General features: G+C 68.3%; 20 protein-coding genes. 11 read left to right on the top strand and 9 right to left on the bottom strand.

Annotation, left to right across the window (positions count from 1 at the left end):
- The first annotated feature begins 35 nt into the window (after positions 1 to 35).
- The 6 genes from CHB86_RS00990 to CHB86_RS00965 all read left to right on the top strand — a co-directional run bounded on the left by CHB86_RS00990 (position 36) and on the right by CHB86_RS00965 (position 10,182).
- Positions 36 to 995, top strand: coding sequence for a Bug family tripartite tricarboxylate transporter substrate binding protein (locus CHB86_RS00990; protein WP_089230686.1), 960 nt, complete (start codon positions 36 to 38; stop codon positions 993 to 995).
- Positions 976 to 1,476 (top strand): tripartite tricarboxylate transporter TctB family protein, encoded by a 501-nt coding sequence (locus tag CHB86_RS00985; protein ID WP_176442729.1) that lies wholly within the window; start codon positions 976 to 978, stop codon positions 1,474 to 1,476. Before CHB86_RS00990 ends, CHB86_RS00985 begins: the two co-directional genes overlap by 20 nt.
- Complete coding sequence (locus CHB86_RS00980) at positions 1,476 to 2,969, top strand: tripartite tricarboxylate transporter permease (RefSeq protein ID WP_217898248.1); 1,494 nt, start codon at positions 1,476 to 1,478, stop codon at positions 2,967 to 2,969. Before CHB86_RS00985 ends, CHB86_RS00980 begins: the two co-directional genes overlap by 1 nt.
- Positions 2,966 to 3,658, top strand: coding sequence for a maleate cis-trans isomerase family protein (locus tag CHB86_RS00975; protein WP_089230683.1), 693 nt, complete (start codon positions 2,966 to 2,968; stop codon positions 3,656 to 3,658). The genes CHB86_RS00980 and CHB86_RS00975 overlap by 4 nt, the downstream gene beginning before the upstream one ends.
- Before the next feature lie 202 nt (positions 3,659 to 3,860).
- Positions 3,861 to 5,135, top strand: a complete 1,275-nt coding sequence (gene hisD / locus CHB86_RS00970) for a histidinol dehydrogenase (protein WP_089230682.1) — start codon at positions 3,861 to 3,863, stop codon at positions 5,133 to 5,135.
- Positions 5,136 to 5,358: 223 nt separating this feature from the next.
- Positions 5,359 to 10,182, top strand: a complete 4,824-nt coding sequence (locus tag CHB86_RS00965; protein ID WP_089230681.1) for an NAD-glutamate dehydrogenase — start codon at positions 5,359 to 5,361, stop codon at positions 10,180 to 10,182.
- A 34-nt stretch (positions 10,183 to 10,216) separates the two neighbouring features.
- On the opposite strand, the gene CHB86_RS24970 is transcribed toward CHB86_RS00965, so the two are convergent.
- From CHB86_RS24970 to CHB86_RS00925, 9 genes are all read right to left on the bottom strand, one after another.
- Entirely contained in the window at positions 10,217 to 11,077 is an 861-nt protein-coding gene (locus CHB86_RS24970) for a transporter (RefSeq protein WP_245837686.1), read from the bottom strand.
- Positions 11,078 to 11,210: 133 nt separating this feature from the next.
- Positions 11,211 to 11,357, bottom strand: a complete 147-nt coding sequence (locus tag CHB86_RS00955) for a DUF2256 domain-containing protein (RefSeq protein WP_089230680.1) — start codon at positions 11,355 to 11,357, stop codon at positions 11,211 to 11,213.
- Positions 11,354 to 12,910, bottom strand: coding sequence for an FAD-binding domain-containing protein (locus CHB86_RS00950; protein WP_089230679.1), 1,557 nt, complete (start codon positions 12,908 to 12,910; stop codon positions 11,354 to 11,356). The genes CHB86_RS00955 and CHB86_RS00950 overlap by 4 nt, the downstream gene beginning before the upstream one ends.
- Positions 12,911 to 12,933: 23 nt before the next feature.
- Positions 12,934 to 13,908 (bottom strand): NAD(P)/FAD-dependent oxidoreductase, encoded by a 975-nt coding sequence (locus CHB86_RS00945; RefSeq protein ID WP_089230678.1) that lies wholly within the window; start codon positions 13,906 to 13,908, stop codon positions 12,934 to 12,936.
- Positions 13,909 to 14,032: 124 nt separating this feature from the next.
- On the bottom strand, positions 14,033 to 15,733 hold the full coding sequence (gene ngg / locus CHB86_RS24835; RefSeq protein ID WP_217898247.1) for an N-acetylglutaminylglutamine synthetase: 1,701 nt from the start codon (positions 15,731 to 15,733) through the stop codon (positions 14,033 to 14,035).
- Entirely contained in the window at positions 15,730 to 17,514 is a 1,785-nt protein-coding gene (locus CHB86_RS24830) for an N-acetylglutaminylglutamine amidotransferase (protein WP_089230677.1), read from the bottom strand. Before CHB86_RS24830 ends, ngg begins: the two co-directional genes overlap by 4 nt.
- Positions 17,515 to 17,574: 60 nt before the next feature.
- Positions 17,575 to 18,528: an acetamidase/formamidase family protein gene (locus tag CHB86_RS00935; RefSeq protein ID WP_089230676.1), complete on the bottom strand. Its 954-nt coding sequence runs from the start codon at positions 18,526 to 18,528 to the stop codon at positions 17,575 to 17,577.
- Positions 18,525 to 19,754: a M20 family metallo-hydrolase gene (locus CHB86_RS00930; RefSeq protein ID WP_089230675.1), complete on the bottom strand. Its 1,230-nt coding sequence runs from the start codon at positions 19,752 to 19,754 to the stop codon at positions 18,525 to 18,527. The genes CHB86_RS00935 and CHB86_RS00930 overlap by 4 nt, the downstream gene beginning before the upstream one ends.
- Positions 19,751 to 20,407 carry a DUF1028 domain-containing protein gene (locus tag CHB86_RS00925; protein ID WP_089230674.1) on the bottom strand — a complete coding sequence of 219 codons (657 nt, stop codon included), beginning with the start codon at positions 20,405 to 20,407 and terminating at the stop codon, positions 19,751 to 19,753. Before CHB86_RS00925 ends, CHB86_RS00930 begins: the two co-directional genes overlap by 4 nt.
- A gap of 92 nt (positions 20,408 to 20,499) precedes the next feature.
- Here CHB86_RS00925 and CHB86_RS00920 point away from each other — a divergent pair, with 92 nt between their 5' ends.
- From CHB86_RS00920 to CHB86_RS00900, 5 genes are all read left to right on the top strand, one after another.
- Positions 20,500 to 22,074 (top strand): ABC transporter substrate-binding protein, encoded by a 1,575-nt coding sequence (locus tag CHB86_RS00920; RefSeq protein WP_089230673.1) that lies wholly within the window; start codon positions 20,500 to 20,502, stop codon positions 22,072 to 22,074.
- An 88-nt stretch (positions 22,075 to 22,162) separates the two neighbouring features.
- Positions 22,163 to 23,110 carry an ABC transporter permease gene (locus tag CHB86_RS00915; RefSeq protein WP_089230672.1) on the top strand — a complete coding sequence of 316 codons (948 nt, stop codon included), beginning with the start codon at positions 22,163 to 22,165 and terminating at the stop codon, positions 23,108 to 23,110.
- Entirely contained in the window at positions 23,107 to 24,999 is a 1,893-nt protein-coding gene (locus CHB86_RS00910) for a dipeptide/oligopeptide/nickel ABC transporter permease/ATP-binding protein (protein ID WP_089230671.1), read from the top strand. The genes CHB86_RS00915 and CHB86_RS00910 overlap by 4 nt, the downstream gene beginning before the upstream one ends.
- Positions 24,996 to 25,967: an ABC transporter ATP-binding protein gene (locus tag CHB86_RS00905; protein ID WP_089230670.1), complete on the top strand. Its 972-nt coding sequence runs from the start codon at positions 24,996 to 24,998 to the stop codon at positions 25,965 to 25,967. Before CHB86_RS00910 ends, CHB86_RS00905 begins: the two co-directional genes overlap by 4 nt.
- Complete coding sequence (locus tag CHB86_RS00900) at positions 25,924 to 26,715, top strand: FadR/GntR family transcriptional regulator (protein ID WP_089230669.1); 792 nt, start codon at positions 25,924 to 25,926, stop codon at positions 26,713 to 26,715. The genes CHB86_RS00905 and CHB86_RS00900 overlap by 44 nt, the downstream gene beginning before the upstream one ends.
- Positions 26,716 to 26,721 lie beyond the last annotated feature (6 nt).

Here is a 26,721-nt window from a genome sequence, read left to right as displayed (position 1 = left end):
CCAACCAAGTCGAACAGGAAAAGAGGACCCTCCCCATGAAAGGCACTGCATTTCTGGCAACCGCGGCGTTCTGCGCCGCCGCGAGCGGCGCGCTTGCGCAGGATTTCCCCGACGGCCCGATCACCTGGGTCGTGAACTGGCCCGCCGGCGGCGGACAGGACACCACCAGCCGGCTCGTGGCCGAGCGCCTGACGGATGTGCTTGGCGTCCCTGTCGTGGTCGAGAACTACGACGGCGCGGGCGGGCTCACCGGGATGCGCGAACTGGCCGGCGCGGAGCCGGACGGCTACACCATCGGCATGCTCGGCGCCTCCAGCATCATCCAGCAATATACGACCGATGAGCCCGTCATGCTCGACCAGTTGAGCGTGCTGTCCTTCTTCGGACCCGATCCGGGGGCGCTGACCGTTGCCGGGAGCACCGATTTCGCGTCGCTCGACGACTACCTCGCTTCGGTGAAGGAAGCTCCGGGCGAGATCCCGAACGGCAACGACCCGCCGGGCGGCGCCTCCTACATCTCGGCCGCGATCATGGAATCCGCGCTCGGGCTCGAGCTGAACAAGATCCCCTATGCCGGCTACGCGCCCACCGTCACCGCGCTGCTCGGCGGCGAGGTGCAGAGCGCGACCGTGCCGGTGCCGCAGGTTCTGGAGCATCACGCGGCGGGCGATGTGAAGATCCTCGGCGTCATGGCCGGCGAGCGCCACTTCCTCGCTCCCGACATCCCGACATTTGCCGAACAGGGCTACGATGTCGTGGCCGGGGACTTCCGCGCGGTCGTCGGACCGGCCGGCATCCCCGAAGACCGCGCGGCCGTCCTCTCGGAAGCGCTGGTCGCCGTGCTGTCGTCGGAGGAATTCGTCTCTGCGGCCAACGCGGCCGGTTACATGATCGAACCGCTCGGCGCGGAAGAGGCGGGCGCGCGCATCGCGTCGTTCGATGAACAGGTGTATCCGGTTCTCGAGGAGGCGGGACTTGTCACCAACCCCAAGTGATACGGAAGCCCGGCGCGAGATCCGCAACGATCTCGTGTCGGGCGCCCTCTGCCTGGCGCTCTCGGCCGGATTGGCGACCGTCCATTTCGGCCAGTCCGGCAGGCTGCACGAGGCCACGGGGCGCGAGCCGGGGCCCGCGCTCCTTCCCGAGATCCTCCTGCTTCTTCTCGCCATCGCCGGAGCCGGGCTGCTCTTCAGAGGGCTGCGCGGCAACCGGGACGCGGGGACCGAGCCCATGGACATGCGCGCCGCCCTGACCTCCGCCGCCCCGCCCCTCCTTGCACTCCTGCTGCTTGCCTCCCTGCTACCGCTGCGCAGCGTGATCGGCGCAGGCCTTGCCTTTGCGCTGGTCGGGGCCGGTCTCGCCGTGCTCGCCGGGCGCGGCGAGAAGGTGTCGATCCTGCGGACGGCCGCCCTGGGCGGCGCCATCGCCGCCGGGTTCCAAGCTGTTTTCTCCCATGCGCTATCGGTGCCGCTTTGATGATTGACCTCCTCGCCGCGATGCTGGCATCGCTCACCGACCCCGTGCTGCTGGGCCTCTCGTTCGCCGGCGTGGTTCTCGGCCTCGTCTTCGGGGCGCTGCCGGGTGTCAGCTCGACCATGGCACTGGCCGTGGTGCTGCCCTTCACCTACGGGATGGAGACGCCCGCGGCGATGATGCTGATGCTCGCGGTGTTCTTCGCCAGCGTCTACGCTGGCTCGGTCTCGGCCATTCTTCTCAACATTCCCGGAACCCCGGGGGCGATGTTCACCCTGCTCGACGGGCACGCGATGGCCCGGAAGGGACAGGCCGCGCAGGCGATGGCCTATGCGCTGATCGCCTCGATCCTCGGCGGTGTCGTGGGCTGGGTGCTGCTGGTCGCGCTGGCCCCGGTGATCGCCGCCTACGCGCTGAACTTCGGCTCACCGGAATACGCGGCCGTGGTGTTCTTCGGCCTCGCGCTTGTCGCCTATGCCTCTTCCGGGGACACGCTGCGCGGCCTCGCGGCTGGGGTGATCGGCCTGCTGGTCGGCGTCGTCGGACGCGACAAGGTCACCGACGTGCCGCGCTTCACCTTCGGCACGGCGGACCTGCAGGGCGGGATCGACATCATTCCCCTCGCCATTGGCGTTTTCGGCATTGCCGAGGCGCTGAACATGCTTTCCCGCCGGCAGGACGCAGCGACCGCCGTGCCCGCCTCCAGCGGACCCACCTGGCCGAGCTGGCGGGCGCTAATGCCCGAATTGCCGACCGTCCTGCGCAGCTCCGCGATCGGCACCTTCGTCGGCGCCATTCCGGCGGCGGGGTCGGCGGTCGCGGTAGCGCTCGCCTATGCGGTCGAGAAACGCCTGTCGAAACGCCCGGAAACCTTTGGCACCGGCCTGCCCCGGGGCGTCGTCGCACCCGAAGCGGCCAACAACGCCTGTGTCGGCGGCGCGCTGATCCCGATGATGACGCTCGGCATTCCCGGCGACAGCATCACCGCGGTGCTGATCGGCGTCCTCCTGCTGCACGGTCTGCGGCCCGGGCCGGGCCTGTTCGAGAGCCAGCCGGACCTGATCCTGACGATCTATGCGGCGCTCTTCGTGGCGATCGTGCTGACCGCGCTCGTCGCCGCCACGCTCGGGATCTCCGTCTATCGTCGCATCCTGGCGATCCCGCATCGGCTGTTGCTCTCGGCGGTGCTCGTTCTCTGCGTGCTGGGCGCCTTTTCCGTCCGAAACGCGACGGTCGACGTCTGGGTCGCGATCTTCTTCGGCGGGGTCGGCTTCGCATTCCTGCGGCTTGGCATTCCGGTCCTGCCGCTGGCCTTCGGCGCGGTTCTCGGCCCGCTGCTCGAGGACAACCTGCGCCGCACGCTGATGATCCACGGAGACCCCTGGGTGTTTTTCGAGCGCCCGATCTCTTTGGTCCTGGTCGTCGTCTCGCTGGCCGTTCTGCTGGTGCCGACCGTGACATCGGCCATTCTGAACCTGCGCAGGGAGCGCCAATGATGGGTTGCAATGTCATGCGGGCAGGGCTGATCGTGCCCTCCTCCAACACCGTCGTCGAGGATGTCTGGAGCAGCCTCGCTCCGGCGAGGCCGGACCTGCGGTGTCACTTCACCCGCCTCTCGGTCACCAGGATCGACCAGTCCAACGCCACCGATGCCCAGTTCGAGCGCGACCGCCTGCTGCGGGCCGCGGCGCTGCTGGCGGAGCTGGAGCCCGACCGGCTCGTCTGGGCCGGCACGGCCGCGGCCTGGCTCGGTTTCGAGCGCGATCGCGCGCTCTGCGACCTGATAGAGGCGGAGACGGGCATCCCCGCCACAACCTCGCTGCTGGCGATCAACGCGGCGCTGGCGGAGCTTGGCGCAAAGCAAATCGGCCTGCTGACCCCCTACACGGCCGAGACCGAGGCCGCCATCGTCGCGAACTACGCGGCTGCCGGGATCGAGGTGGCCGCGAAGCGCCGGCTCGACCTCGAGGTGAACCGCGATTTCGGGACCATCCCGCCCGAACGTCTGCGGGACCTGGCCGAGGAATTGGCCGCGCAAGGCGTGGACGCGATCGCGATCATCTGCACCAACCTGCTCGGCGCCCCTCTTGTCACGGAAAGCGGCCTGATCGGCGGCGCGCCGGTGGTGGATTCGGTGATGGTCACCTTCGACGCGCTCGGCAGGGCCGCCCCCCGCCCCGCCTGAGATCCGCGGGCATCGCGGCATCGCCTCGGCGCCGGCGTGAGCGGGCGGCTTGGCGGCGGGCGGACACATCAGATAAAGTTCCGGAAACGGGGACGCAGGGAGCGGAGCAACAGGACAAATCCCGGAGTGGCCGACGTTCGGATTGCTGCGTTGCCACGCGCCCCACAGGCTTCCCGATGCACCAACAGGACCTCTCGCAGACATGACGATCACATATCTAAAGCAGGCGGCCCCCCGGCCGGCATCGGAAAGCAACGACATCCGCGACACCGTGCAGGTCATGCTGGCCAATATCGCGCGCGGCGGCGAGGAGGCGGTGCGCGACTATGCCCGGCGGCTCGACGGCTGGACCGGCGAGATCGTCCTCTCCGATGCCGAGCGCCGGGCCGCCTGTGAGAGGGTGTCCGAGGAGGTGCAGGACGACATCCGCTTCGCCCATGCCAACATCCGCCGCTTCGCCGAGGCCCAGAAGGCCACGATCACGGATTGCGAAGTCGAGGTGATCCCCGGCCTGATCGCCGGCCAGAAACAGATCCCCGTCTCGGCCGCCGGATGCTACGTGCCGGGCGGGCGCTACAGCCACATCGCGAGCGCCCTGATGACAATCACCACCGCCAAGGTCGCGGGCGTGCGCCACATCACCGCCGTTTCGCCGACCCGGCCCGAGACCGGCATTCCCGACGCGATCATCTTTGCGATGGATCTTGCCGGGGCGGACCTGATCCTGAACCTCGGCGGCGTGCAGGGGATCGCCGCGATGGCACAGGGGCTGTTCGGCGCAAGGCCCGCCGACATCCTGGTCGGGCCGGGCAATGCCTTTGTCGCCGAGGCCAAGCGGATGCTCTTTGGCCCGGTCGGGATCGACATGTTCGCCGGCCCGACGGACTCGCTGGTGATCGCCGATCACACGGCGGCCGCCGAAACCGTTGCCTGGGATCTGGTCAGCCAGGCCGAGCACGGCGCCGACAGCCCGGTCTGGCTGATCGCGACCGACAGGGCGTTGGCGGAAGAGGTGCTGGCCCATGCCGACGCGCTGATCTCCAGCCTGCCCGAGCCGAACGCCTCCACGGCGCGGATCTCCTGGGCGGAGCGGGCGGAGGTGATCCTGTGCGACACGCGGGAGGAGGCGGTCGAGGTCTCGGACCGTTACGCGCCCGAGCATCTGCAGGTCCAGGCGGAGGACCTTGACTGGTGGCTCGAGAACCTCGGCTCCTATGGCTCGCTCTTCCTCGGCCGCGAAACCACCGTGCCCTTCGGCGACAAGACCTCCGGCCCCAACCACGTGCTGCCCACGGGCGGCGCGGCCCGCTACACCGGCGGGCTGTCGGTGCACAAGTTCACCAAGACGGTGACCTGGCAGCGCTGCACCGCCGAGGCCGCCGACGAGCTGGCGCGGCGAACCGCCCGGATCAGCCGCATGGAAGGCATGGAAGGCCACGCCCGCGCCGCCGAACTGCGCCGCAAGATCGCGCCCTGAGCCGCTGACACCCCGGCCTGGCGCCGCCCTGTCCTGCCCCTTCGGATGACGCGACGGAGGGCCGGTTTCCCATGGATATTCCCCGGGTTTTCCGAATTCCCTGCCTCAAAAGCCTCGACTTTCGGGACCGTTCTGAACATCGTCGGACCTGGACGAGACGGTGCGGGATCCGGCTGCGAGTCGCACCTTTGGCGGGAATTGGCGGTAACGCCGGGAGGACGCGATGACCAAGACGGAAGAAGAGATCTTCGGCGAAAAACTGGATGAAATCCGCGCCTTGGGCGCCGAACGTCTGGACAAGGCCGAACGGGAGGGATTCGTCGAGGCGGTCGGGCAATTGTTCTCCCGGGCATCGCTGGAGGATCTCGACGGCCGGGACATCGACGAGGTCTACGGCTCCGCGCTGGCGCTGTGGAAGTTCGCCTCCCGGCGCAAGGTCGGAACGGCACGGGTGCGGATGTACAACCCGCGGATGTCCGAGCACGGCTGGGAGTGCTCCCACACGGTGCTGGAGATCGTCAACGACGACATGCCGTTCCTCGTGGGTTCCCTGACCGCCTATCTGACCGACCACGGAATGGCGATCCATTCGCTGATCCACCCGCTGCTGACCGTGCGGCGCGACGAGAGCGGCGCGCTGACGGACCTGCTGGAGCCCGGCACCGACGGCGGCATCCGCGAGTCGCTCATCCAGGTGCAGATCGACCAGATCGGCGACGAGGAGAAACTCGCCCGTTACGAGGCCGAGATCGAACAGGTGGTCCGCAATGTGCGCGCCGCCGTGGGCGACTGGCAACCGATGCTGCAGCGCCTGACCGAGGTGACCGAGACGCTGAAGGCGACCGCTCCGAAGCTGTCCGGCGGCGGTTCGGAAGAGGTGGTCGAGTTCCTCGAATGGCTGGCCGAGAACCATTTCACCTTCCTCGGCTACCGCGAATACGAGACCACCAAGGGCGAGCCTTCGGTGCGCAGCGTCAAGGGCACGGCGCTCGGCCTGATGCGTGATCCGGACTACACCGTGCTGCGCGACCTGCAGGGCAATGTCTCCGACTGGTCGCCGGAGATGGACGCCTTCATCACCGATGTCTCGCCGCTGATGATCATCAAGGCGAACCGGCGCTCCACCGTCCACCGCTCGACCCATTTCGATCTGGTCGGGATCAAGCGCTTCGATGCCAAGGGGAAGGTGACGGGCGCGCATGTCTTCATCGGCCATTTCACGGCGACCGCCTACAACCGCAGCCCGGGATCGATCCCGCTGCTGCGCCAGAAGGTCGAGCGCCTTGTGACCCGCGCGGGCTTCGCGCCGTCGAGCCATGACGCCAAGGCGCTGGCCCATGTCCTCGGGACCTATCCGCGCGACGAGCTGTTCCAGAGCTCGGACAACCAGCTCTTCGAGAACGCGATGGGCGCGCTGCACCTGACGATCCGGCCCCGCACCCGGCTGTTCATCCGCCCGGACCGGTTCGGACGCTTCGTCTCCTGCCTCGTCTACGTGCCGCGCGAACGCTACAACACCGAGCTGCGCCAGCGGGTCGGGGACATCCTGGCCGAGGAGTTCGACGGCCGGGTCGCCACCTGGACACCCTCCTTCGGCGACGAGGCACTGACCCGCGTGCATTTCGTGATCGCGCTCAAGGGCGAGGTGGCCTCCAAGCACGAGGCCGCTGCCATCGAGCAACGGATCGTCGATGCCGTGCGCAGCTGGGGCGATCACCTGCGCGACGCGCTGATCGAGCGGAAGGGCGAATCCGAGGGCAACCGCCTGCACATGCTCTATGGCGCGGGCTTCAGCCCCTCCTACCGCGAGCAGTTCAGCGCCGTTTCGGCGATTTCCGACATCGACAAGATGGAACGGATCAGCGCCGACAACCAGCTGGAGCTGAAGTTCTACCGCCGGCTCGAGGACCCCGAGCGCAACGTCCGCTTCAAGCTGTTCCGGCTCGGCCGCTCGGTGCCGCTTTCGGACTGCCTGCCGATCCTCGAGAACATGGGCTTCCGGATTCTCGAGGAGCATCCCTCCCGCATCGACCGCGAGGACGAGGAGATCTGGCTGCACGATTTCTACATGCAATCGGCCGATGGCAGCGACATCGACCTGCCGGCCGTGCGGGACGAACTGGAAGAGGCCTTCTCGCTGCTGTGGAACGGCAAGGTCGACGATGATCCGCTGAACCGGCTGGTGCTCAAGGCCGGCCTGACCGCGCGCGAGACCGCACTCCTGCGGGCCTATGGCGGCTATCTCTGGCAGGCGCGGATCCCCTATTCGATGCCCTACATGCAGGATGCGCTGAATGGCAATCCGGAGATCGCGCGCCAGCTCGTCGCCCTGTTCGCCGCGCTGTTCGACCCCGCGGCCCATACCGACGACGCCGAACGCGCCAAGGCCGGAGACCGGATCGCGGCCGAGATCGAGACGGCGTTGGAAGCAGTCGACAGCCTCGACTTCGACCAGATCCTTCGCCGGTTCCGCAACGCGATCCTGGCCACCCTGCGGACCAACTACTTCCAGTCCGACGCGGACGGTGCGCCGAAGCCCTACATCTCGTTCAAGTTCGACTGTGCCGAGTTGGACGCCCTGCCCCTCCCGCGCCCCTGGCGGGAGATCTACGTCTATTCCTCCTCGGTCGAGGGCGTGCACCTGCGGTTCGGGCCGGTCGCCCGCGGCGGGCTGCGCTGGTCGGACCGCAAGGAGGACTACCGCACCGAGGTCCTGGGCCTGGTGAAGGCGCAGCAGGTCAAGAACGCCGTGATCGTTCCGGTGGGCTCCAAGGGCGGCTTCCTGCCCAAGACGCTGCCGGCAGACGGCACGCGGGACGAGGTCGTCGCGGAAGCGGTGCGCTGCTACCGCATATTCCTGTCGGGCCTGCTCGACGTCACCGACAACATCATCGGCGCCGATGTCGTCCCGCCGAACGCGGTGGTCCGGCGCGATGCCGACGATCCCTACCTCGTGGTGGCCGCCGACAAGGGCACCGCGACCTTCTCGGACTTTGCCAACGCGCTGGCGACGGAATACGGCTTCTGGCTGGGTGATGCCTTCGCCTCCGGCGGCTCAAACGGCTATGACCACAAGGGCATGGGCATCACCGCCCGGGGCGCCTGGGAGGCGGTGAAGCGGCACTTCCGCGAGCTTGGCCACGACACCCAGACCCAGCCCTTCACGGTGATCGGCTGCGGCGACATGTCGGGCGACGTGTTCGGCAACGGCATGTTGCTCTCCGACCAGATCAAGCTGGTCGCGGCCTTCGACCACCGCGACATCTTCATCGATCCCGACCCGGACCCGGCGGTCAGCTTCGCCGAGCGCAAGCGGCTTTTCGCCCTGCCCCGATCGAGCTGGAAATCCTATGACGAGTCTCTGATCTCGAAGGGCGGCGGGGTGTTCTCCCGCTCGTCCAAGTCGATCGCGCTGACGCCGGAGATCCAGGCGCTCACCGGGCTGACGGAGAGCCGGGTGACGCCCTTCGAGCTGATCAAGGCCATCCTCAAGAGCCAGGCCGACCTCATGTGGTTCGGCGGCATCGGCACCTACATCAAGAGCGAGGCGGAGAGCCACGCCGACACCGGCGACCGTGCCAACGACGCGGTGCGCATCAATGCCGGCGAGGTCCGGGTGCGGGTGATCGGCGAAGGCGCCAACCTCGGCATCAGCCAGCGCGGGCGGATCGCGCTCGCCAAGGCGGGGGTCAAGGTCAACAGCGACGCCGTCGACAACTCCGCCGGGGTCGATTGCTCGGACCACGAGGTGAACATCAAGATCGCGCTCGGATCCGTCGTCGATGCCGGGGACATGACCGAGAAGCAGCGCAACACCCTGCTCGCGCGGATGACCGACGAGGTCGGCGAACTGGTGCTGCAGACCAACTACCACCAGACCCTCGCGATCTCCCTGATCGAAGCGGCGGCGCCGGCGCTGCTCGACAGCCATTCCCGGTTCATGCAGAGCCTCGAGGCTGAGGGGAAACTCAACCGCGAGGTCGAGTTCCTGCCCAGCGAAGAGGAGATCGCCGAGCGGCGCGAGGCGAGACAGGGCCTGACCCGGCCGGAGATCGCCGTGCTGGTGGCCTATGCCAAGATCGATATCTTCGCCGATCTCGTGCAGTCCGACGTGCTGGACGATCCTTACATGGAACGGTTCCTCTTCGAATACATGCCGACGCCGCTGCGCAAGGAGCATGCCGCGGCGCTCAAGGAGCACCGGCTGCGGCGCGAGATCATCGCGACCGTGGTGTCCAACATGCTGGTCAACGAAGGCGGGCCTGCGATGTGCGCGCGGCTGCGGGAGGACAGCGGCGCCTCGGTGGGCGAGATCGTCAAGGCGTTCATCATCGTGCGCGAGATCTTCGGGCTGGCGGACGTTGCCGACGAGGTCAACGCGCTCGACAACAAGATCGCCGCCTCGGTCCAGATCGAAATCCACCGCGCGCTGTCCGACATGCTCGCCGCACAATGCGAGCGGCTGATCAAGGAGGATTGCGCGGGGATCGGCGAGGCCATCGAACGCTTCCGCCCCGGGATCGCCGAGATCGCGACCATCGCGGAGGCAACGGTCAGCGCCTTCTCCCGCGAGCGGCTCGCCGCGCGGACGGCGGAACTGCTTGGCCAGGGCGCTCCCGAACACCTCGCCTCGCGGGTGGCGCTCGCGGAGCTGCTTGGCGGTGCGATCGACGTCTTCGATGTGGCCGACCGGCTCGGCCGCAGCGTGGCCGACGTGGCCGCCAGCTACTATGCCGCCGGCGCCCGGTTCTCGCTGGACTGGCTGCGTTCCACGGCGCGCGGCGTGGTGGTGGCCGACCATTGGGAGCGGATGGCGCTTGGCCGGCTGATGGCGGACATGCGTGTCCACCAGTCCAACATCGCGGCCGCTGCCCTGAGCCTCGACGAAGCCGAGCCCGGCGCGGATTGCATCGCGAAGTGGGTCGAAAAGAACAGCCAGCTCGCCCAGAGGGCGGACAAGCTGATCAACGAGTTGCGCGCCGGCGGTCCGCTCACCGTGTCGAAACTCGCGGTGGCGTCGTCTCACCTGACCCTGGCGGGGCGCTGAGCCAGCGCCCGGCCGGGCATCCGTCAGGCCGGGCTCACTTCGGGAACAGGAAGGTGACCACGAAGCGGAGCCCGCGCTCTGGTCCGCCCTCCGGGGCTTCGAGGTATTCGCGATAGCCGAGCTGAAAGCTGACCGGCTGCTGCCCGAACTGCACCAGCTTGGCGACGCCCAGGTTCACCGGCACGGTCCATTGATCCGTGTTCCAGTCGTAAATGGATTCGGTGTTGAGCGAGAACGTCCAGGCATCCGGCGTGGTGTAGGTGAGGAACGGCTGGACGAAGCTGCTGTTCACCTCGTCGCGGTCGTCGGGCGCATCGAAGCCCCAGATATGGTTGACCAGCGCGCCCACCGTCCAGCCGTTCGACTGGCGCAGCGCGACGGCGGTGGGACCGATGCCGAACTGATCGCTGCCGAGCGCATCGTCGGTGGCGGTCGGCAGCAGGAAGACCGGCCCCGCGCCGAGGATCCAGCCGTTCACCGGCTGCTTGGGCGAGAAGAACAGCGATTGCGTGATGTCGCCGACTCCCGAAGCATCGTCGAGCCCCGGCGCGGCCGCCTCCACGTCCAACAGCGGAATGATCGTTCGGGAGATGACGTTCCAGCGCTCGTTCAGCGAGATCGGTATGACCGGCTGGACGTTGAGAAGGCTACGGTCGGTGTCGTTCGGTCCGAAACCCGTGTCGAAGTTGTATTGCAACGGCAGACTGATCAGGTCGGCCACCGGGTTCGACAATTGCTGGGCCAGATCCGAGGCATTCCCTCCGCCTGCGGGCGCAGGTGCATCCGTCCCGACGGCTTCCTGCGCCAACGAGGCGGCAGGCAGCGCAAGGGAGATCAGCACAGCCCCCAACCACGACGACGGACCGCCGGAATTACCCGAATGAATGCCGATCATCTGCGTATCCTCCTGCTGCGGGATGCCATTGCCAGGCGGGCGATCAAGGAGCGGCCCGACCCCAAATATCCGAGCCGGCTGTCACAGCCACAGTCTACGCCGCCAACGGCGATCTGCGAAGGAAAACGCCCCCTCATGGTCCAACACGTCTCCGCTCCTTTCGGCACCGCGCCGAGCAATAACGCACCGCGTCCCAATCCCGACGCCACTTCTTGCGCCAGGTGAACGGGCGTCCGCAGTGCGCGCAGATCTTGCTGGGCAGGTAGCGTTTCGCCTTCATGGTCCGTCGGGCCCCGCGAAGGGCAGCGACATCTGGGCCGTCGCCCGGCTGCCGGCGCGGCGCCGAGGTCTCTTTCGGCTACCGTGCTTCGCCGCCAGCCCCGCGGCCTCGTCCCGAAAGCCCGGCGATTTGCGCACCGCCCAAACCTTCTGGCGAGCGAGACGCGCCGCCTCCAGGTGATCGAGGATCGGGAACGGATAGCGTCGCCCAAGCACCGCCCCCGCATTCTCCGCCAGCCAGGGCTCCTGGATGTGGCGGTCGGGAATGTCGCGAAGTTCCGGCACCCATTTTCGCACGAATTTTCCCTGTGGATCCTGATCCTTGCCCTGCTTGACCGGGTTGTAGATCCGGTGCGTGTTGATCCCCGTTGTGCCGGACTGCATCTGCACCTGCGGCCAGTGGATACCCGGCTCGTAATCGGTGAAGCACCGCGCCAGGTGCAGCCCCGGCGCGCGCCAGTCGAGCCACAGATGATAGCTCGCCACCGCCATCAGCATCGCCCGCATGCGGAAGTTCAGCCAGCCCGTGGCCAGCAGCGCCCGCATGCAGGCGTCGACGAACGGCAACCCGGTTTCGCCCTTGCTCCAGGCGTCAAGGCGCGCGGTATCGGGCTCCGAGGGGCGCAGATCGTCGTAGGCGCGGTGCATGTTCACAGTCTCGAGATCCGGCCGGTCCTCGAGCTTCTGGATGAAATGGCAATGCCAGTGCAGCCGACCCGTGAAAGAGCTGAGCGACGGCCGCCAGTCGCGCCCCTCCGGACCGGCCGATGCGACGTCGCGCTGACGTGCCCATGTGGCCTGCGTGATCTCGCGCAGAGAGAGGGTGCCCAAGGCGATATGCGGCGAGAGGCGGGAGCAGGCGCGGGCCCCGGTCACCGGGCTCGACATCTCGCGCCTGTAACCGATGCCGCGCCGGGTCAGGAAACTGTCGAGCCGTTCCAGCCCCGCAGCGCGCCCGCCCGCCTGCCGCCCCGGACAGGGATCGGCGGCGAGGCCCAGATCGGAGGCACGCGGGATGCCGCCAGGGTCGATGCCGTCCAAAGGCCCAAGCGCGACTTCCGGGACCAGCGGGCCGCGCATCTGGGCGTCCCACCTCGCCGCCCAGCCATCGCGCGTGCTCCGCCCGCGCTCGACACCGTGCTGCCGAAACTCGTTCCAGGCGATCCCCTGCGCCCTGCACCAGACCGCGACGCGCCGGTCGCGGGCGAAGGTCCAGGCACCGCCGGTCTCCTCGTGGGAATACAGCGCGGCGATTCCGTGACGGGCATCGATCGCCGCAAGCACGTCCACGATGTCCCCGGTGCGAACAACCAGAGGCTGGCCCAGCCGCGCAAGATCCTCCGACAGCCCCTCCAGGCACTCGGCAAGGAACGCCCAATGCCGCCCGGACGCCTCCGGCTGCCGCCAGAGCTCGGGCTCGACAACATAAAGCGGCAGCACCGGTCCGGCGGCAGCGGCCGCCGACAGCGCGGCATTGTCCTGCACGCGGAGGTCGCGCTTGAACCACATGACCTGCAGCCCGGTGGAGCCTGATTTCCTGTCGCGATTGTTCATGTGCGCAGAGATAGCGCCTGCCTTCAGAGCGACCAGCCGCCTGCCGACGTCCGCAGCGCGGCCGCGCCGAGGATATCCTCCGCGATGGCCGTCCCGCTTTCCCAGGCTGCTTCCGCCCGAGGGCCGAGGCACCAGTCACCGCCCGCGTAAAGCGTGGCGGAGGCGTCGCGGGCGAAGCTGCGGCCCAGCGGGGTGGTCACCAACGCGTAGCGCCAGCGATGCGCCACCGCGTGGATGGCCGTGCCGGGATCGGCACCGATCCGCTCGCACAGCATCGGCAGCATCCGCGCCGCGATGTCCTCGAAGCTGCGCTCCAGATGCTCCGCGCTCCATTCGGGCGAGGCATGGGCGACCCAGGTCTCGGCATCGCCGCGACCGGGCTTGGACCCGTCCCGCGCGATCCACGCGAGCGCGTCTTGCGGGTCGCGGCGGGCGGGAAACGGGCGCGGGGCGCCGGGCTCGAAGGCTGCCATCAGCGCGAGGCAGGGCGCCATCCGGACCGCCGCCAGGTCTTCGGCCAGGGGATGGTCCTCGCCGAGCAGCGCCATCGCCTGCGGGGCCGGCGCGGTCAGGACCAGCTTGTTGCAGCGCCACTCGCCCATTTCCGTCACGATCGACCAGCCCACCGAAGCGGGCTCCACCCGGCGCGCATGGACCCCGGTCCAGATGTCGAGTCCGCTCGCCAGGTGCTTGGCGAGCGCGTTCATGCCGGGCACGCCGACGACATGGCCGGCACCGGATCCGTCCTCCCATTCGGCCGCCCGTTTGGCGCAGCCGGTCTCGTGCAGGATGGAGGCAAAGCCGGGCTGCCGGCTGGTGACGAACTGGGCGCCGTGATCGAACTGCAGGCCGCCCTCCGCGCGCCGCGTGGCAAGCCGGCCGCCAACGCCGCGCGACTTTTCCAGAACAACAACCCCCGCGCCAGCATCCGTGAGCGCACGCGCGCAGGCCAGACCCGCCAGCCCGGCGCCGATGATCGCAATGTCGATGTCGGGCATCACAAATCCTCCTTCGCGGAGGAATTGGGGCCGTTTTTCCGTCTGTCCAATCGCGCCGCGAAAAAACTGCGGGTCCGGCGCAGAGCTCGGTATGCCGCGCCACGGGTGGCGCGGCAGGCTACCTTCACTCGGGCGGCGTCTGGGAGACCTGGGAGGCCTCGGTGGCGACGGTCATCGGGAACAGCAGGTCGACGAAGCGCTGCGCCGTAGGCTGGGGCTCATGGTTGGCGAGGCCCGGGCGTTCATTGGCCTCGATGAAGATATACTCGGGCCGCCGCGGGCTCTTGACGATGAAGTCGATGCCGGTCACCGGGATGCCGATGGCGCGAGCGCAGCGGATCGCGGCGTCGATCAGCTGCGGATGGGTTTCGCCGGTCACGTCGATGATCACGCCGCCGGTGTGCAGGTTGGCCGTCTTGCGAACGGTCACCTCGGTGCCGGCCGGCACCACGTCATCGAAGCCGTAGCCCGCCATCGCCAGACAGCGCTCGGTTTCCGCATCCAGCGGGATCGTGCTTTCTCCGCCGGTCTGTGCCGCGCGACGGCGGCTCTGGGCCTCGATCAGGTCACGTGCGGTGTGCTTGCCGTCGCCGGTGATCCTCGGCCGGCGGCGAATGGCGGCCGCGACGACCTTGTAGTCGATCACCACGAGGCGCAGGTCGTCGCCCTCGAGATAGCTTTCGACGATGATGTCGCTGCAGACGCCACGGGCCCGCTCCACCGCGGCCTCCACCTCCTCGGATGTGCGCAGGTCGACGGAAACGCCGTCGCCCATCTCGCCCCGGGCCGGCTTGACCACCAGGGCGCCGTGCTCCTTGAGGAAGGCGGCGCGCGCCTCGGGGCTGTCCTCCTTCGCCTGCTCGGCGACCTTGACCCCGGCCTCCGACACGATCCGCCGGGTAACGCGCTTGTCGTCGCAGATGGACATGGCGACCGCGGTCGTCAGCTCGCTCAGCGCCTCGCGGCAGCGGATCCGCCGGCCGCCCATCTGCAGCTCGAACAGCCCGGCCTCCGCGTCAATCACCTCGACGAAGATGCCGCGGCGGCGCGCTTCCTTGACGATGATCTTGGCGTAGGGATTGAGCCCCTCGGCCTCGGTCTCGCCCACGAACAGCGGCTCGTTGATCGGGTTCTTGCGCTTGACGGTGAAGGCCTGAAACCGCCTGAACCCCAGCTTTTCATAGAGCTTCATCGCCTCGTTGTTGTCGTGCAGAACCGAGAGATCCATCGTCGTGGCGCCGCGCGCGCGGAACTCCTCGGCGAGACGCAGCACGAGCGCCTGGCCGATCCCGGGATAGCGCGCGTGGGGCGAAACCGCGAGGCACCACAGCGAGGAGCCGTGGTCGGGGTCGTTGCAGGCCAGCTTGTGGTCGACGCCCATCACCGTGCCGAGGATGGCCCCGGTGTCGTCCTCCTCGGCGACCAGAACGGTGATCGCCCGCGCATCGCGGTTCGACCAGAAGAAATGCGACGGCACCTCCACCATGCCATGGGCGGCGTAGATCGTGTTGATCGCGTCCGCGTCCATCTCGGTGGTCAGCCGCCGGATCGAGACATTGGCGAGCCGCGGGCCGTCCGTGTCCTGGCCCTTCAGGTCCAGCCGGAAGGAGATGGACGGATCGAGGAACAGCTCCTGCGGCGCCTCTGCGAGCACGACCTGGGGATCGCGGACGTAAAAGGCGATGTCGCGGCGGGTGTGCCGCTCCGCCGACAGGGTCTCGGCCAGGACCTTGGGATCGGCAAAGGTGTTGCCGAAGATCAGCCGGCCCCAGCCGCAATCGATACTCGACTCCGGCGTCGGGCCGGTCACGGCGCTGTCGCTCATTCGCCGATCCCCTGCGCTTGCAGCCACAGCTCCAGCATCGCCACCTGCCAGAGCTCGGACCCGCGCAGGCGGGTGATGTGCTCCTTGGGGTTGGCGAAGAGCGTCTCGAGGTAATCCTGACGGAAAATCCCGCGGCTGCGCGCCGCCTCGTTGGTGAGCGCACCGCGCACCATGTCGAGATAGGGGCCTTCGATGTATTTTAACGCCGGCACCGGGAAATACCCTTTCGGCCGGTCGATGACCGCACTCGGGATCACCTTGCGCGCGGTCTGCTTCAGGACGCCCTTGCCGCCGTGGGCCAGTTTCAGCGACGCCGGCATCCGCCCGGCCAGTTCGACGACCTCGTGATCGAGAAACGGCACCCGCGCCTCCAGGCCCCAGGCCATGGTCATGTTGTCGACCCGCTTCACCGGATCGTCGACCAGCATCACGTTGGTATCCTGCCGCAGCGCCTTGTCGACTGGATCGTCGGCTCCGGGCTGGGCGAAATGCGCCTCGACGAAGGCGAGGCTCTCGTCCTTGTCGGCCATGTACTCGGGCGCAAGATGCGTCGCGAGCCGGGCGTGGGTACGGTCGAAAAAGGCCTCGGCATAGGCCGACACCGGGTCGTTGGCGTCGGCAAGCGGCGGATACCAGTGATAGCCGCCGAACACCTCGTCGGCCCCCTGCCCGGATTGCACAACCTTGATCGTCTTGGAGACCTCGCGGGACAGCAGGTAGAAGCCGATGTTGTCGTAGGAGACCATCGGCTCGGACATCGCCGCGATGGCGTGGGGCAGGTTTTCCCGCATCTCCGTCGAGGGGATCATCAGCTTGTGATGATTGGTCCCGTAATGCGCGGCGATCAGGTCGGAATACTTGAACTCGTCGCCCTTCTCGCCGTGGGCTTCCTCGAAGCCGATCGAGTAGGTGGCGAGATCCTTCTGCCCTTCCTCGGCCAGAAGGCCCACGATCAGCGAGCTGTCGACCCCGCCGGAGAGCAGCACGCCCACCGGGACGTCGGCCACCATGCGACGGCGGACGGACCTGCGGAGCTGCTCCAGCAACATCTCTTCCCAATCCGCTTCGCTCCGGGACGCATCCTCGGGGCTGCGCTCGAAACTCGGGGTCCAGTAACGCTGCTCGGAGACAACGCGGCCGTCGGCCTCGAGGATACGGATCGTCGCCGGCGGCAGCTTGCGCACGCCGGCGAGGATGGTCCGCGGGGCCGGCACAACCGCGTGCCAGGTCATGTAGTGGTGCAGCGCCACCCGGTCGATCGACGTATCGATGCCACCCGCACGCACCAGCGCCGGCAGGGTCGAGGCAAAGCGTAGGCCCTTGCCGGTCTCGGCGTAGTAGAGCGGCTTGATCCCGAACCGGTCGCGCACGAAGATCGTCCGCCCGCTCTCGCGCTCGCGGATCGCGAAGGCGAACATGCCGTTGAAGCGCGGGATCGCATCGGCGCCCCATTGCGCCCAGGCCTTCAGGATGACCTCGGTGTCGGAATGGGAGGCGAAGCTGTGGCCCTTGCCTTCCAGCTCGGCGCGCAGTTCGGGATAGTTGTAGATGCAGCCGTTGAACACGATGGTCAGGCCGAGATGGGTATCGACCAGCGGCTGCGCTCCGGCCTCGCTCAGATCGATGATCCGCAGGCGGCGGTGGCCGAAGGCCCAGTCTCCGCGGGCCACCACGCCGGCACTGTCCGGGCCGCGGGGCGCCATGCAATCGGCCATCGTGGCCACGGCATCGACCCTCGCCGGGCTTCCGTCAAAGGTAATCTCGCCGCAAATGCCGCACACAATAAATTCCTTCCATGTCTTTGCTATTGAAGCGGAACCTAATCAGCCTCCCTGCGCAGGTCAAACGGATGCACGGTCGACGAACAGGACGCGCGGAATTGCGCAGGAAACCACCCAATTCGGTGCATCCACGATCTCGCTGACACGCAGATCCGCCGCGACGGAGCACAGCATGTAGGCATCCTCCGCAGGCATGCTGCGGGACAGATGGTCGATCATGCCCGAAACCGCGTCGCGGCAGGCAGCCATCAGGTCCGGCCCGATTCCCGTCGTCGCGACCACGCCGTCGCGCTCCAGCGCGCCCGGGCGGGGGCCGGATGTCTGGTAGCGCGGGAAGCGGGGTGCGCCGCCGGGCAGCAGGTCGACCTTGAGCGATACGTCCATCGCGCTCTCGATGGCGGTGCCGCAGACCTCGCCGTCTCCCTGGGCGGCATGGGTATCGCCAACGGAGAGCAGCGCCCCCTCCACCTCGACCGGCAGCCACAGCACCGTGCCCGCCCGCATGTCGCGGATGTCCATGTTGCCGCCGACCCGGCGGGGCGGGATCACCGAATGCGGGCCCGGAGCGGCGGGCGCGGTGCCGATGGTGCCGATGAAGGGCGCGAGCGGAATCTCGGCGATACCGTTGAAGGCGAGCGGCCGACTGCCGGACACGTCGTAGTTCCACAGGTGCAGCCGCGGTTCGGGGAACTGGTCGGCCAGCAACCCGAAACCGGGGATCAGACCGGTCCAGCCGAAGCCGGAGGGCGCGAATTCCTCGATCGTAATGACAAGCGCATCGCCGGGCTTCGCGCCGTCCACATGGATCGGCCCGGTGAGCGGATTGGCCCTGTGCGGATCGAGCCGCGCCATCAGCTCGTGCGTCGCCGCCGCGTCCACCTGCCCGTCGCCGGCGTCGCGGCAGGCGATGGTGACCCGCTCGCCGGGCGTCACCGTCATCACCGGCGCAAGGGCGCTGTCCCAGCCGAAATGGGCGTGGCAGGAATGCAGGGTCCTGATCTCGGGAAGGCTCATGCCCGCGCCTCCGCGGCCAGTCTCCGCAGGAAGCCTTGCAGGACGGCAACGCCATGCCCCATGTCCCCGGGCGCGGCGTATTCCTCCGGATGATGGCTGACGCCGTCGCGGCAGCGCACGAAGAGCATCGCCATCGGGCAGAGATCGGCCATCGCGGACGCGTCATGCGTCGCGCCCGACATCAGCCGAAGCGGCCGTATCCCCGCGGCCTCGACCGCGGCTGCGAGCGTCTCCTGCAGGTCGGGCGCGCAGGCCTTGGCGGGCTGCTGGTAGGTCCGCTCCATCCGCAGCGTGCAGCCACGCGCCTCCGCCGCCTCCCGCGCGACACCCGCAATGCGCGCCGCCACCTCGGCCCGGACGTCATCCTCCGCCGACCTCAACTCGACCGTCGCGGTCACCTCCGCCGGCACGGCATTGACGACATTGGGCAGCACGTCGAGCTGGCCGACCGTGCCGACCGCGTTCTCGGTCTCCCGGCAGATCCGCTCGACACCCGCAACCAGCTCCGCCGCCGCGCAAAGCGCGTCCTGCCGGAGCCCCATCGGCGCGGTGCCGGCATGCGCGGCACGTCCTGTGATGGTCACGGCATGGCGTTCGATCCCGGCAATCGCCGTCACGATGCCGACCGGCAAATCCTCCGCCTCCAGCACCGGACCCTGTTCGATATGGGTTTCGAGGTAGCCAAGGACGCCCTGCGGCGCGCGCGCGATGGCGGCGATCCGCGCCGGATCGCCAAAGCCCTCCAGCGCCGCACGCAGGCTGATGCCCGCACGGTCCGTCATGTCGAGCACGGCGCTGTCGAGCGTGCCCGCCAGCGCCCGCGGTCCGATCAGGGCGGTCGGGAACCGCACGCCCTCCTCGTCGGCAAAACAGAGCACCTCCACGGCGAAGGGCAGCGGCTCGTCGCGCAGCCCCTGCAGCGCAAGGATCGGCAACAGCACACCCATGATCCCATCATACGCGCCGCCGCCGCGCACCGAATCCTGGTGGGAGCCGAGCAGGAAAACCGGCGCGCCGGGGTCCGCGCCCTCCCGCCGACCGATCAGCGTTCCGGCGGCATCGCGGGAGGTCTCCAGCCCCGCCGCTTGCATCCATCCCGCGATCAACTCGTTGGCGTCCGCGTGTTCGGGAGTAAAGGGCAGACGGGTCACGCCCGGGCCCGGCTCCGAGATTTCCGCCGCCTCCGCGAGCATCGCGGCGGCACGTTGTCCGATATCTGTCGTCATGTCCTGTGCGGGTCCTGTCGTGTGGGAAGGGTGTCGAGCCAGGCGCTGTATTCCGGTGCGCCCGTGCGCTCCAGCAGCGCCTCCAGGCGGTCCACCGGGGAAGGGTCGAGGTCGACGCGCAGGTCGAGCGGCGGCCGGGTCTCCGCCAGAACCAGCAGCGCCGCGGACAGGGTGCCGCGCCTGTCGCTGCCGGCCGCGATGCCGGCGCGGAGCCCAGCGACCAGCCGGTCGGCGAGCGCGGGGCCGGGGCGCGCGAGCGCCTCCGCAGCCTGCGCAAGCACCTCGCCCGAAGCCAGCCAATTGCCGGCCGCGATCCAGCCGTCGCCCTCGAGATGGCCGGTGTAGGGGCGGTTTCGCGCGCCGTCATGGACCGCCGTGCGACCGCCCCGTTCCAGTATCGCAAGCTGCCGCATCTCGCGCCCGGGATCCGGCGCGATCACGGTGTCCAGCGCCTCCTGCGCCGTGGCGCCCTGTGCCAGCAGGCCAAGGGCATCCTCGCCCCAGATCGTCGAGGGCGTATGCCCCTGCGCGGCCGTGATCCCGAAGCGCGGGTCTCCTCGCAGAACCCAGCCACCGACACAGAGGTTTCCCGTCGCGGCAGCGGCGCCGATGGCGCCGGTTTCACGGTCGAATGCCAGCAGGGAAAAGGTCATGCGCGTCCTCCTTGCCCGGGTTTATCATGAAAAATCCTTTGGGCGCATAATTTTTCATGATAAATAGACATCAACCAACAGGAGAGAAAACGATGACGATCCTTCCGATGACGCGCCGCGCTGTCAGCGCGCTCGCGCTGGCCGCATGTATCGCCTCTGTGGGCCTTCCCTCCGCCGCCCAGACGCCCCCCGGCGTGCTGGTGGTCGGCCAGATCGCCGAGCCGAAGTCGCTCGACCCGCACGCCGTCACGGCGGTCAACGACTTCCGAATCCTGATGAATGTCTATGACGGGCTGGTGCGCTACAAGTCCGGCACGCTGGAGGTCGAGCCGGCATTGGCGGAAAGTTGGGAGATCAGCGAGGACGGCACCGAATACACCTTCACCCTGCGCGAAGGCATCTCCTTCCACGACGGCACGCCGCTGACCGCCGAGGCGGTGAAGTTCAACTTCGACCGGATGCTGGACGAGAACCACCCGTTCCACGACACCGGTCCCTTCCCGCTCTCCTTCTTCTTCTCCGCCATCGAGGCGACGGAAGCCGTGGATGAGCGCACAGTGAAGTTCACGCTGAACGCGCCTTACGCGCCCTTCCTGTCGAACCTCGCCTACCCGACCGGGCTGATCGTCTCGCCCGCTGCTGTCGAGCAGCATGGCGCCGATTTCGGCCGCAATCCCGCCGGCACCGGGCCGTTCAAGTTCGCGGAGTGGCGGTCCAACGAGGCGGTCGTGATCGAGAAGAACCCCGCGTACTGGGATGGCGAAGCCGGGCTGGAAGCGGTGGTCTACCGTCCGATCACCGACGCCAATACCCGGACCGCCGAGATGCTCGCCGGCGGCATCGACCTGATGGTCGAGGTGCCGCCCAACGCGCTCTCCGAGTTCGAGGGCGACGCCTACACGCTGCACGAGCAGGCCGGCCCGCATCTCTGGTTCCTGATCCTGAATGCCAAGGAAGGCCCCTTCGCGGACGTGAAGGTCCGCCAGGCAGCGAATTACGCGATCAACAAGCAGGCCATCGTCGAGAATGTCCTCGAAGGCACCGCCGAAGTCGCCGCCGGCCCGACCCCGCCGGCCTTTGCCTGGGCCTACAACGCGGCGCTCGAACCCTATCCCTACGACCCGGAAAGGGCCAAGGCCCTGATCGCCGAAGCCGGGGCCGAAGGCGCCGAGCTGACCTTCTACGTGACCGAAGGCGGCTCGGGGATGCTCGACCCTGTCCCGATGGGAACCGCCATTCAGGCCGACCTGGAAGCCGTGGGCTTCGACGTGAAGATCGAGACCTACGAGTGGAACACCTTCCTCGGCGAGGTGAACCCGGGCCTCGAGGGCAAGGCCGACATGGCCGAGATGGCGTGGATGACCAACGACCCCGACACCCTGCCCTTCCTGGCGCTGCGCACGGAAGCCTGGCCGGACAAGGGCGGGTTCAACTCCGGCTACTACTCCAACCCGAAGGTCGACGAATTGCTGGAAGCCGCCCGCGTCTCCACCGACCAGGACGAGCGTGCCGCGCTCTACAAGGAGATGCAGGAGATCGTGCAGGAGGATGCGCCCTGGGTCTTCGTGGCCAACTGGAAGCAGAACGCGGTGACGGCCGCCGGCGTCGAGGGCTTCGAGCTTCAGCCCTCCTTCTTCCTGCTGCTTGACGGTGTGACCAAGAACTGACCTCTCCGCGGGGCGATCTTTCGTCCGAAAATCGGAACGAGATTTCGGCAGAAATTTCGCCTCGCGACCAATCCGACAGGGCGTGTCCTTGGCCAGCTATATCCTCAAGCGTCTCCTTGCCGCCATCCCGGTGATCCTTGGGATCACGGTCATCGTGTTCCTGATCATGTCGCTCATCCCCGGCGACCCGGCCACCGCGATCCTCGGCAGCTACGCCACGCCCGAGAACGTCGAGAAGCTCAACCGCGACCTCGGCCTCGACAAACCCCTGTTCCAGCAATATTTCATCTGGCTCGGCAACATGGTGCAGGGCGACTTCGGGCGGTCGTTCTCGCTCAACCGGCCCGTGCTGGACGAGGTGCTCGAACGGTTCGGCGCGACGCTGATCCTCGCCGGCACGTCGCTGGTCCTCTGCTCGATTCTCGGCATCCTTGCCGGTGTCATCTCCGCGGCACGGCAATATGGCGCCGCGGACAAGGCGATCACCTTCGTCGTGCTCATCGGCATCTCGATCCCCTCCTTCTTCCTCGGCATGATGATGATCCTCGTCTTCGCGGTGAACCTGCGCTGGCTGCCCGTTTCGGGGATGTACGCGATCTATGGCGGCGGCGACTTGCCGGACCTGGTCCGGCACCTGATCATGCCCGCGACGGCATTGGCGGTCGTCGCCACCGGCGTCATCGCCCGGCTCTCACGCTCTGCCATGCTCGAAGTGCTGCGGCAGGATTTCATCCGCACCGCCCGGGCAAAGGGCGTTCGGGAAAGCCGGGTCGTGTGGCGGCACGCGCTGAAGGCGGCGATGGTCTCGATCATCCCGGTGATCGGCGTGCAGGCGGGGTTCGTGCTGTCGGGGGCGGTCTACATCGAGACCGTCTTCCAGTGGCCCGGCGTCGGGCGGATGCTGGTCACTGCGATCCTGACCCGCGACATCCTGCTGGTGCAGGGCGGCGTGGTGATCGTCGCCGCTTGCTACGTGCTCTTCAACCTCGCCGTCGACGTGGCCCAGAGCCTGCTCGACCCGCGGGTGAAGACATGAGCGTCGCCGCCTCGCTCAGGCTCTTCGCCCGCAACCGGCTCGCCGCGGCGGGCGGCGTCCTGCTTGTCGTCGTCGTCGTGATCGCGCTGCTCGCGCCGGTCTTGCCGCTGGCGGATCCCTATGCCCAGGACACGGCCAACAAGTTCCTCCGGCCGTTCTCCGACGGCCACCTGCTCGGCACGGACCACCTCGGCCGGGACATCCTCTCGCGGCTGATCTGGGGCACGCGGCTGAGCCTCGTCGTAGGGCTCGTCGCCTCCTTCGGGGCGGCCTTCTTCGGCTCGACCATCGGCATCGTCGCGGGCTACTTCGGCGGGCGGGTCGACAACTGGCTGATGCGCGGGATCGACATGCTGATGGCCTTTCCCTACATCCTGCTCGCCCTCGCCATCGTCGCAGCACTTGGCCCGGGCCTGGTGAACGCGCTGATCGCGGTTTCGGTGGTCAACATCCCCTTCTTCGCCCGCAACATCCGCGGCGTGACGGTGACTCTCGCGCACAAGGAGTTCGTCGATGCCGCGCGGCTGGCCGGGATGACGGACCTGCGGATCATGACGTCCGAGATCCTGCCGAACGTGCTGCCGGTCATCGTCATCGCCATGTCCACGACTGTCGGCTGGATGATCCTCGAGACAGCGGGGCTCTCCTTCCTCGGGCTCGGCTCGCAACCGCCGGTGGCCGACCTCGGGTCGATGCTCGGCGAGGGACGCAATGCGCTGATCACCGATCCACATGCCTCGATCATCCCCGGCCTCATGATCTTCGTCATCGTGATGAGCGTGAACCTGATGGGCGACGGCATCCGGGACGCGCTCGACCCGCGGCTGCGCTCCGGCGCGCTGACCCGGCCGATGGCACGCACGACGGTCGACCGCGACAGCGTGCCGGAACCTCCCGCCGATCCCGCCCTGCTCGATCTGCAGGACCTGCGAACCGAGTTCCGGGTTGGAAAGCGGACGCTCAAGGCGCTCTCGGGCGTGACGCTGCAGGTGCGGGCGGGCGAGTGCCTCGGGCTGATCGGGGAATCCGGCTCCGGCAAGTCCGTAACCGCGCTTTCGGTCATGGGGCTCGTCGCATCGCCGCCCGGCGTCATTGCCGGCGGCGCGGTGCGCTATGCCGGGCAGGAAGTGCTCGGCGCGCCGTTTTCCGAACTGCGCAAGCTCAGGGGCGACCGCATCTCCTACATCTTCCAGGACCCGCTGGCGACGCTGCACCCTCTCTTCACCGTGGGCGACCAGATCGTCGAGGCGATCCAGTCGCACCACGCCGTGCCGCGGGCCGAGGCCCGGGCCCGGGCGCTGGCGTTGCTGGAAGCCGTGCGAATCCCGAACGCGGACCGGCGGATGGACGATTTTCCGCACGAGCTTTCGGGCGGCATGCGCCAGCGCGTCGGCATCGCCATGGCCCTCGTGAACGAACCCGACCTGATCATCGCCGACGAGCCCACCACCGCGCTCGACGTCACCGTGCAGGCACAGATCCTTGCGCTGCTCGACGACCTCCGCCGCGAACGAGATGTGGCGATCCTGTTCATCACCCATGATTTCGGCGTCGTGGCGCAGCTCTGCGACCGGATCGCGGTCATGTATGCCGGGCGGATCGTGGAAACCGGGCCGACCGCCGAGATCCTCGCGGCGCCCGCGCATCCCTATACCCGCCGTCTCATCGCCTGCGTGCCGGAACTGGGCGGCGGCCGGCGGGAGCTGCACGCGATCCCCGGCCTGCCGCCCGCGGTCGACGACCTTCCCGACGGCTGCGCCTTTGCCCCGCGCTGCGACAAGGCCACCGAAGCCTGCCGCCGCGGCGAGATCGCACTGGAGGGCTTCGGGCCTTCGCGGGCGCTGCGCTGCCTCCATCCGGAGATCGCCCCCGAGGAGGCCCGCGCATGACCGACACCCTGCGCATCCGCGACCTCGACAAGCGCTTTGGCGGCGGGCGCGGCCTGCTTGGCTTCGGCAAGGAGAAACCATCGGTCCATGCGGTTCAATCGGCCTCGCTCGATGTCGCGCGGGGCCAGACGCTGGGCATCGTCGGCGAATCCGGCTGCGGGAAATCGACGCTTGCGCGGATGATCGTGGGCCTGCTGCCGCCCTCGGCCGGAACGATCGAGATCGAAGGCGTGAACTATGCCGAGCGGGCGGGCCGCGACCCGGCCGCCTTCGGCAAGGTCATCCAGTACGTCTTCCAGGACCCGCTGTCCTCTCTGAACCCGCGCAAGACGATCCGGCAGATCCTCGAGGCACCGCTGAAGCGCCTGCATCGCATGCCTGCCGAGCAGCGTGCGGCCCGGATCGCCGAGATCCTCGACGCGGTGAACCTGCGCCCGGAGTTCCTGGATCGCTACCCGCACGAGTTCTCCGGCGGGCAGGCCCAGCGGATCGGCATCGCCCGCGCGCTCGCGGCCGCCCCGCGCATCCTCGTTCTGGACGAGCCGGTCTCGGCGCTCGATGTCTCGGTGCAGGCGCAGGTCCTGAACCTGCTTTCGCAGTTGCGGGAGGAATTCGACCTCACCTACCTGTTCATCAGCCACGACCTCGCCGTGGTCGAGGCCGTGGCGGACCGGGTCGCGGTGATGTATTTCGGCGCGATCGTCGAGCTGGCCCCGGCGCGGGAGATCTTTGCCCGGCCGCGCCACCACTACACCGCGTTGCTCGCGCGCTCCGCCCCCGTCGTCGGGCGCCCGCTCGCCGCCCCCGAGGCCGCGGATGCGGAGCTGCCCGATCCGCTGAACCCGCCGCCCGGCTGCGCCTTTGCCCGGCGTTGCCCGGCCGCCACCGAGATCTGCCATCGCACCAAGCCGCCCCTGGAGGACCATGGAACGGGACATCACGCCGCCTGCCACCACCCTGCCCGCTGACACGCCCCGGATGAGCCGGCCGCAACGCGCCGCGGCCGCCATCAAGGACTGGGTCGTCGAACGCGGCATGCGCCCCGGCGACCGGCTGCCGGGCGAGGCGGAGCTGATGGCCCATTTCGGCATGGCCAAGGGCACGATCCGCGAGGCATTGCGTGTGCTGGAGGCACAGGGCCTGATCCGCACGCGCACCGGACCCGGCGGCGGGGCCTTCGTCAACGAGGTCTCCGAGGCGCGGGCCCGGGCGCTCCTGGGCAATTACTTCTACTTCAACGAGATCGGGATCGCCGACATCTACGCGCTGCGGCGCGCGCTGGAGCCGGTGCTTGTCACCCAGCTCGCCGGGCAGCTCACCGACGCCCAGATCGGCGAACTCGAGCAGGTGATGACGGCCTACGAGACACCGCCCGAGACCATCGAAGAGGCCGAACGGCAGCGCATGGCGGAGCTCGATTTCCACGCCCTGCTGGCAGATTACTCACCCAATGCGCTGCTGCGCTTCCAGTGCCGGTTCCTCATCAGCCTGCTCAAGGAGCTCACGATCTGCCGCAAGATCTACAGCCGCGAGATTCCGGGCTTCCGGGAATCCGGCCGGGACTACCAGTCGCGCCTGCTGCAGGCGCTGCGGGCGGGCGATGCCGGCGCGGCCAAGGCGATCATGCGCGCGCATCTGAACACCGCGCAGGACATCATGGAGCAACAGGAAAGCGTCGTGCTCCGCCAGTTCCTGCGCGAGACGGACAGGCAGTGACCCCTG

This window comes from Tropicimonas sediminicola (assembly GCF_900188335.1).
Lineage (GTDB): Bacteria > Pseudomonadota > Alphaproteobacteria > Rhodobacterales > Rhodobacteraceae > Tropicimonas > Tropicimonas sediminicola.
Note: the sequence above shows the minus strand (reverse complement) of the source record. Positions and strands in the feature narration are given on the sequence as shown.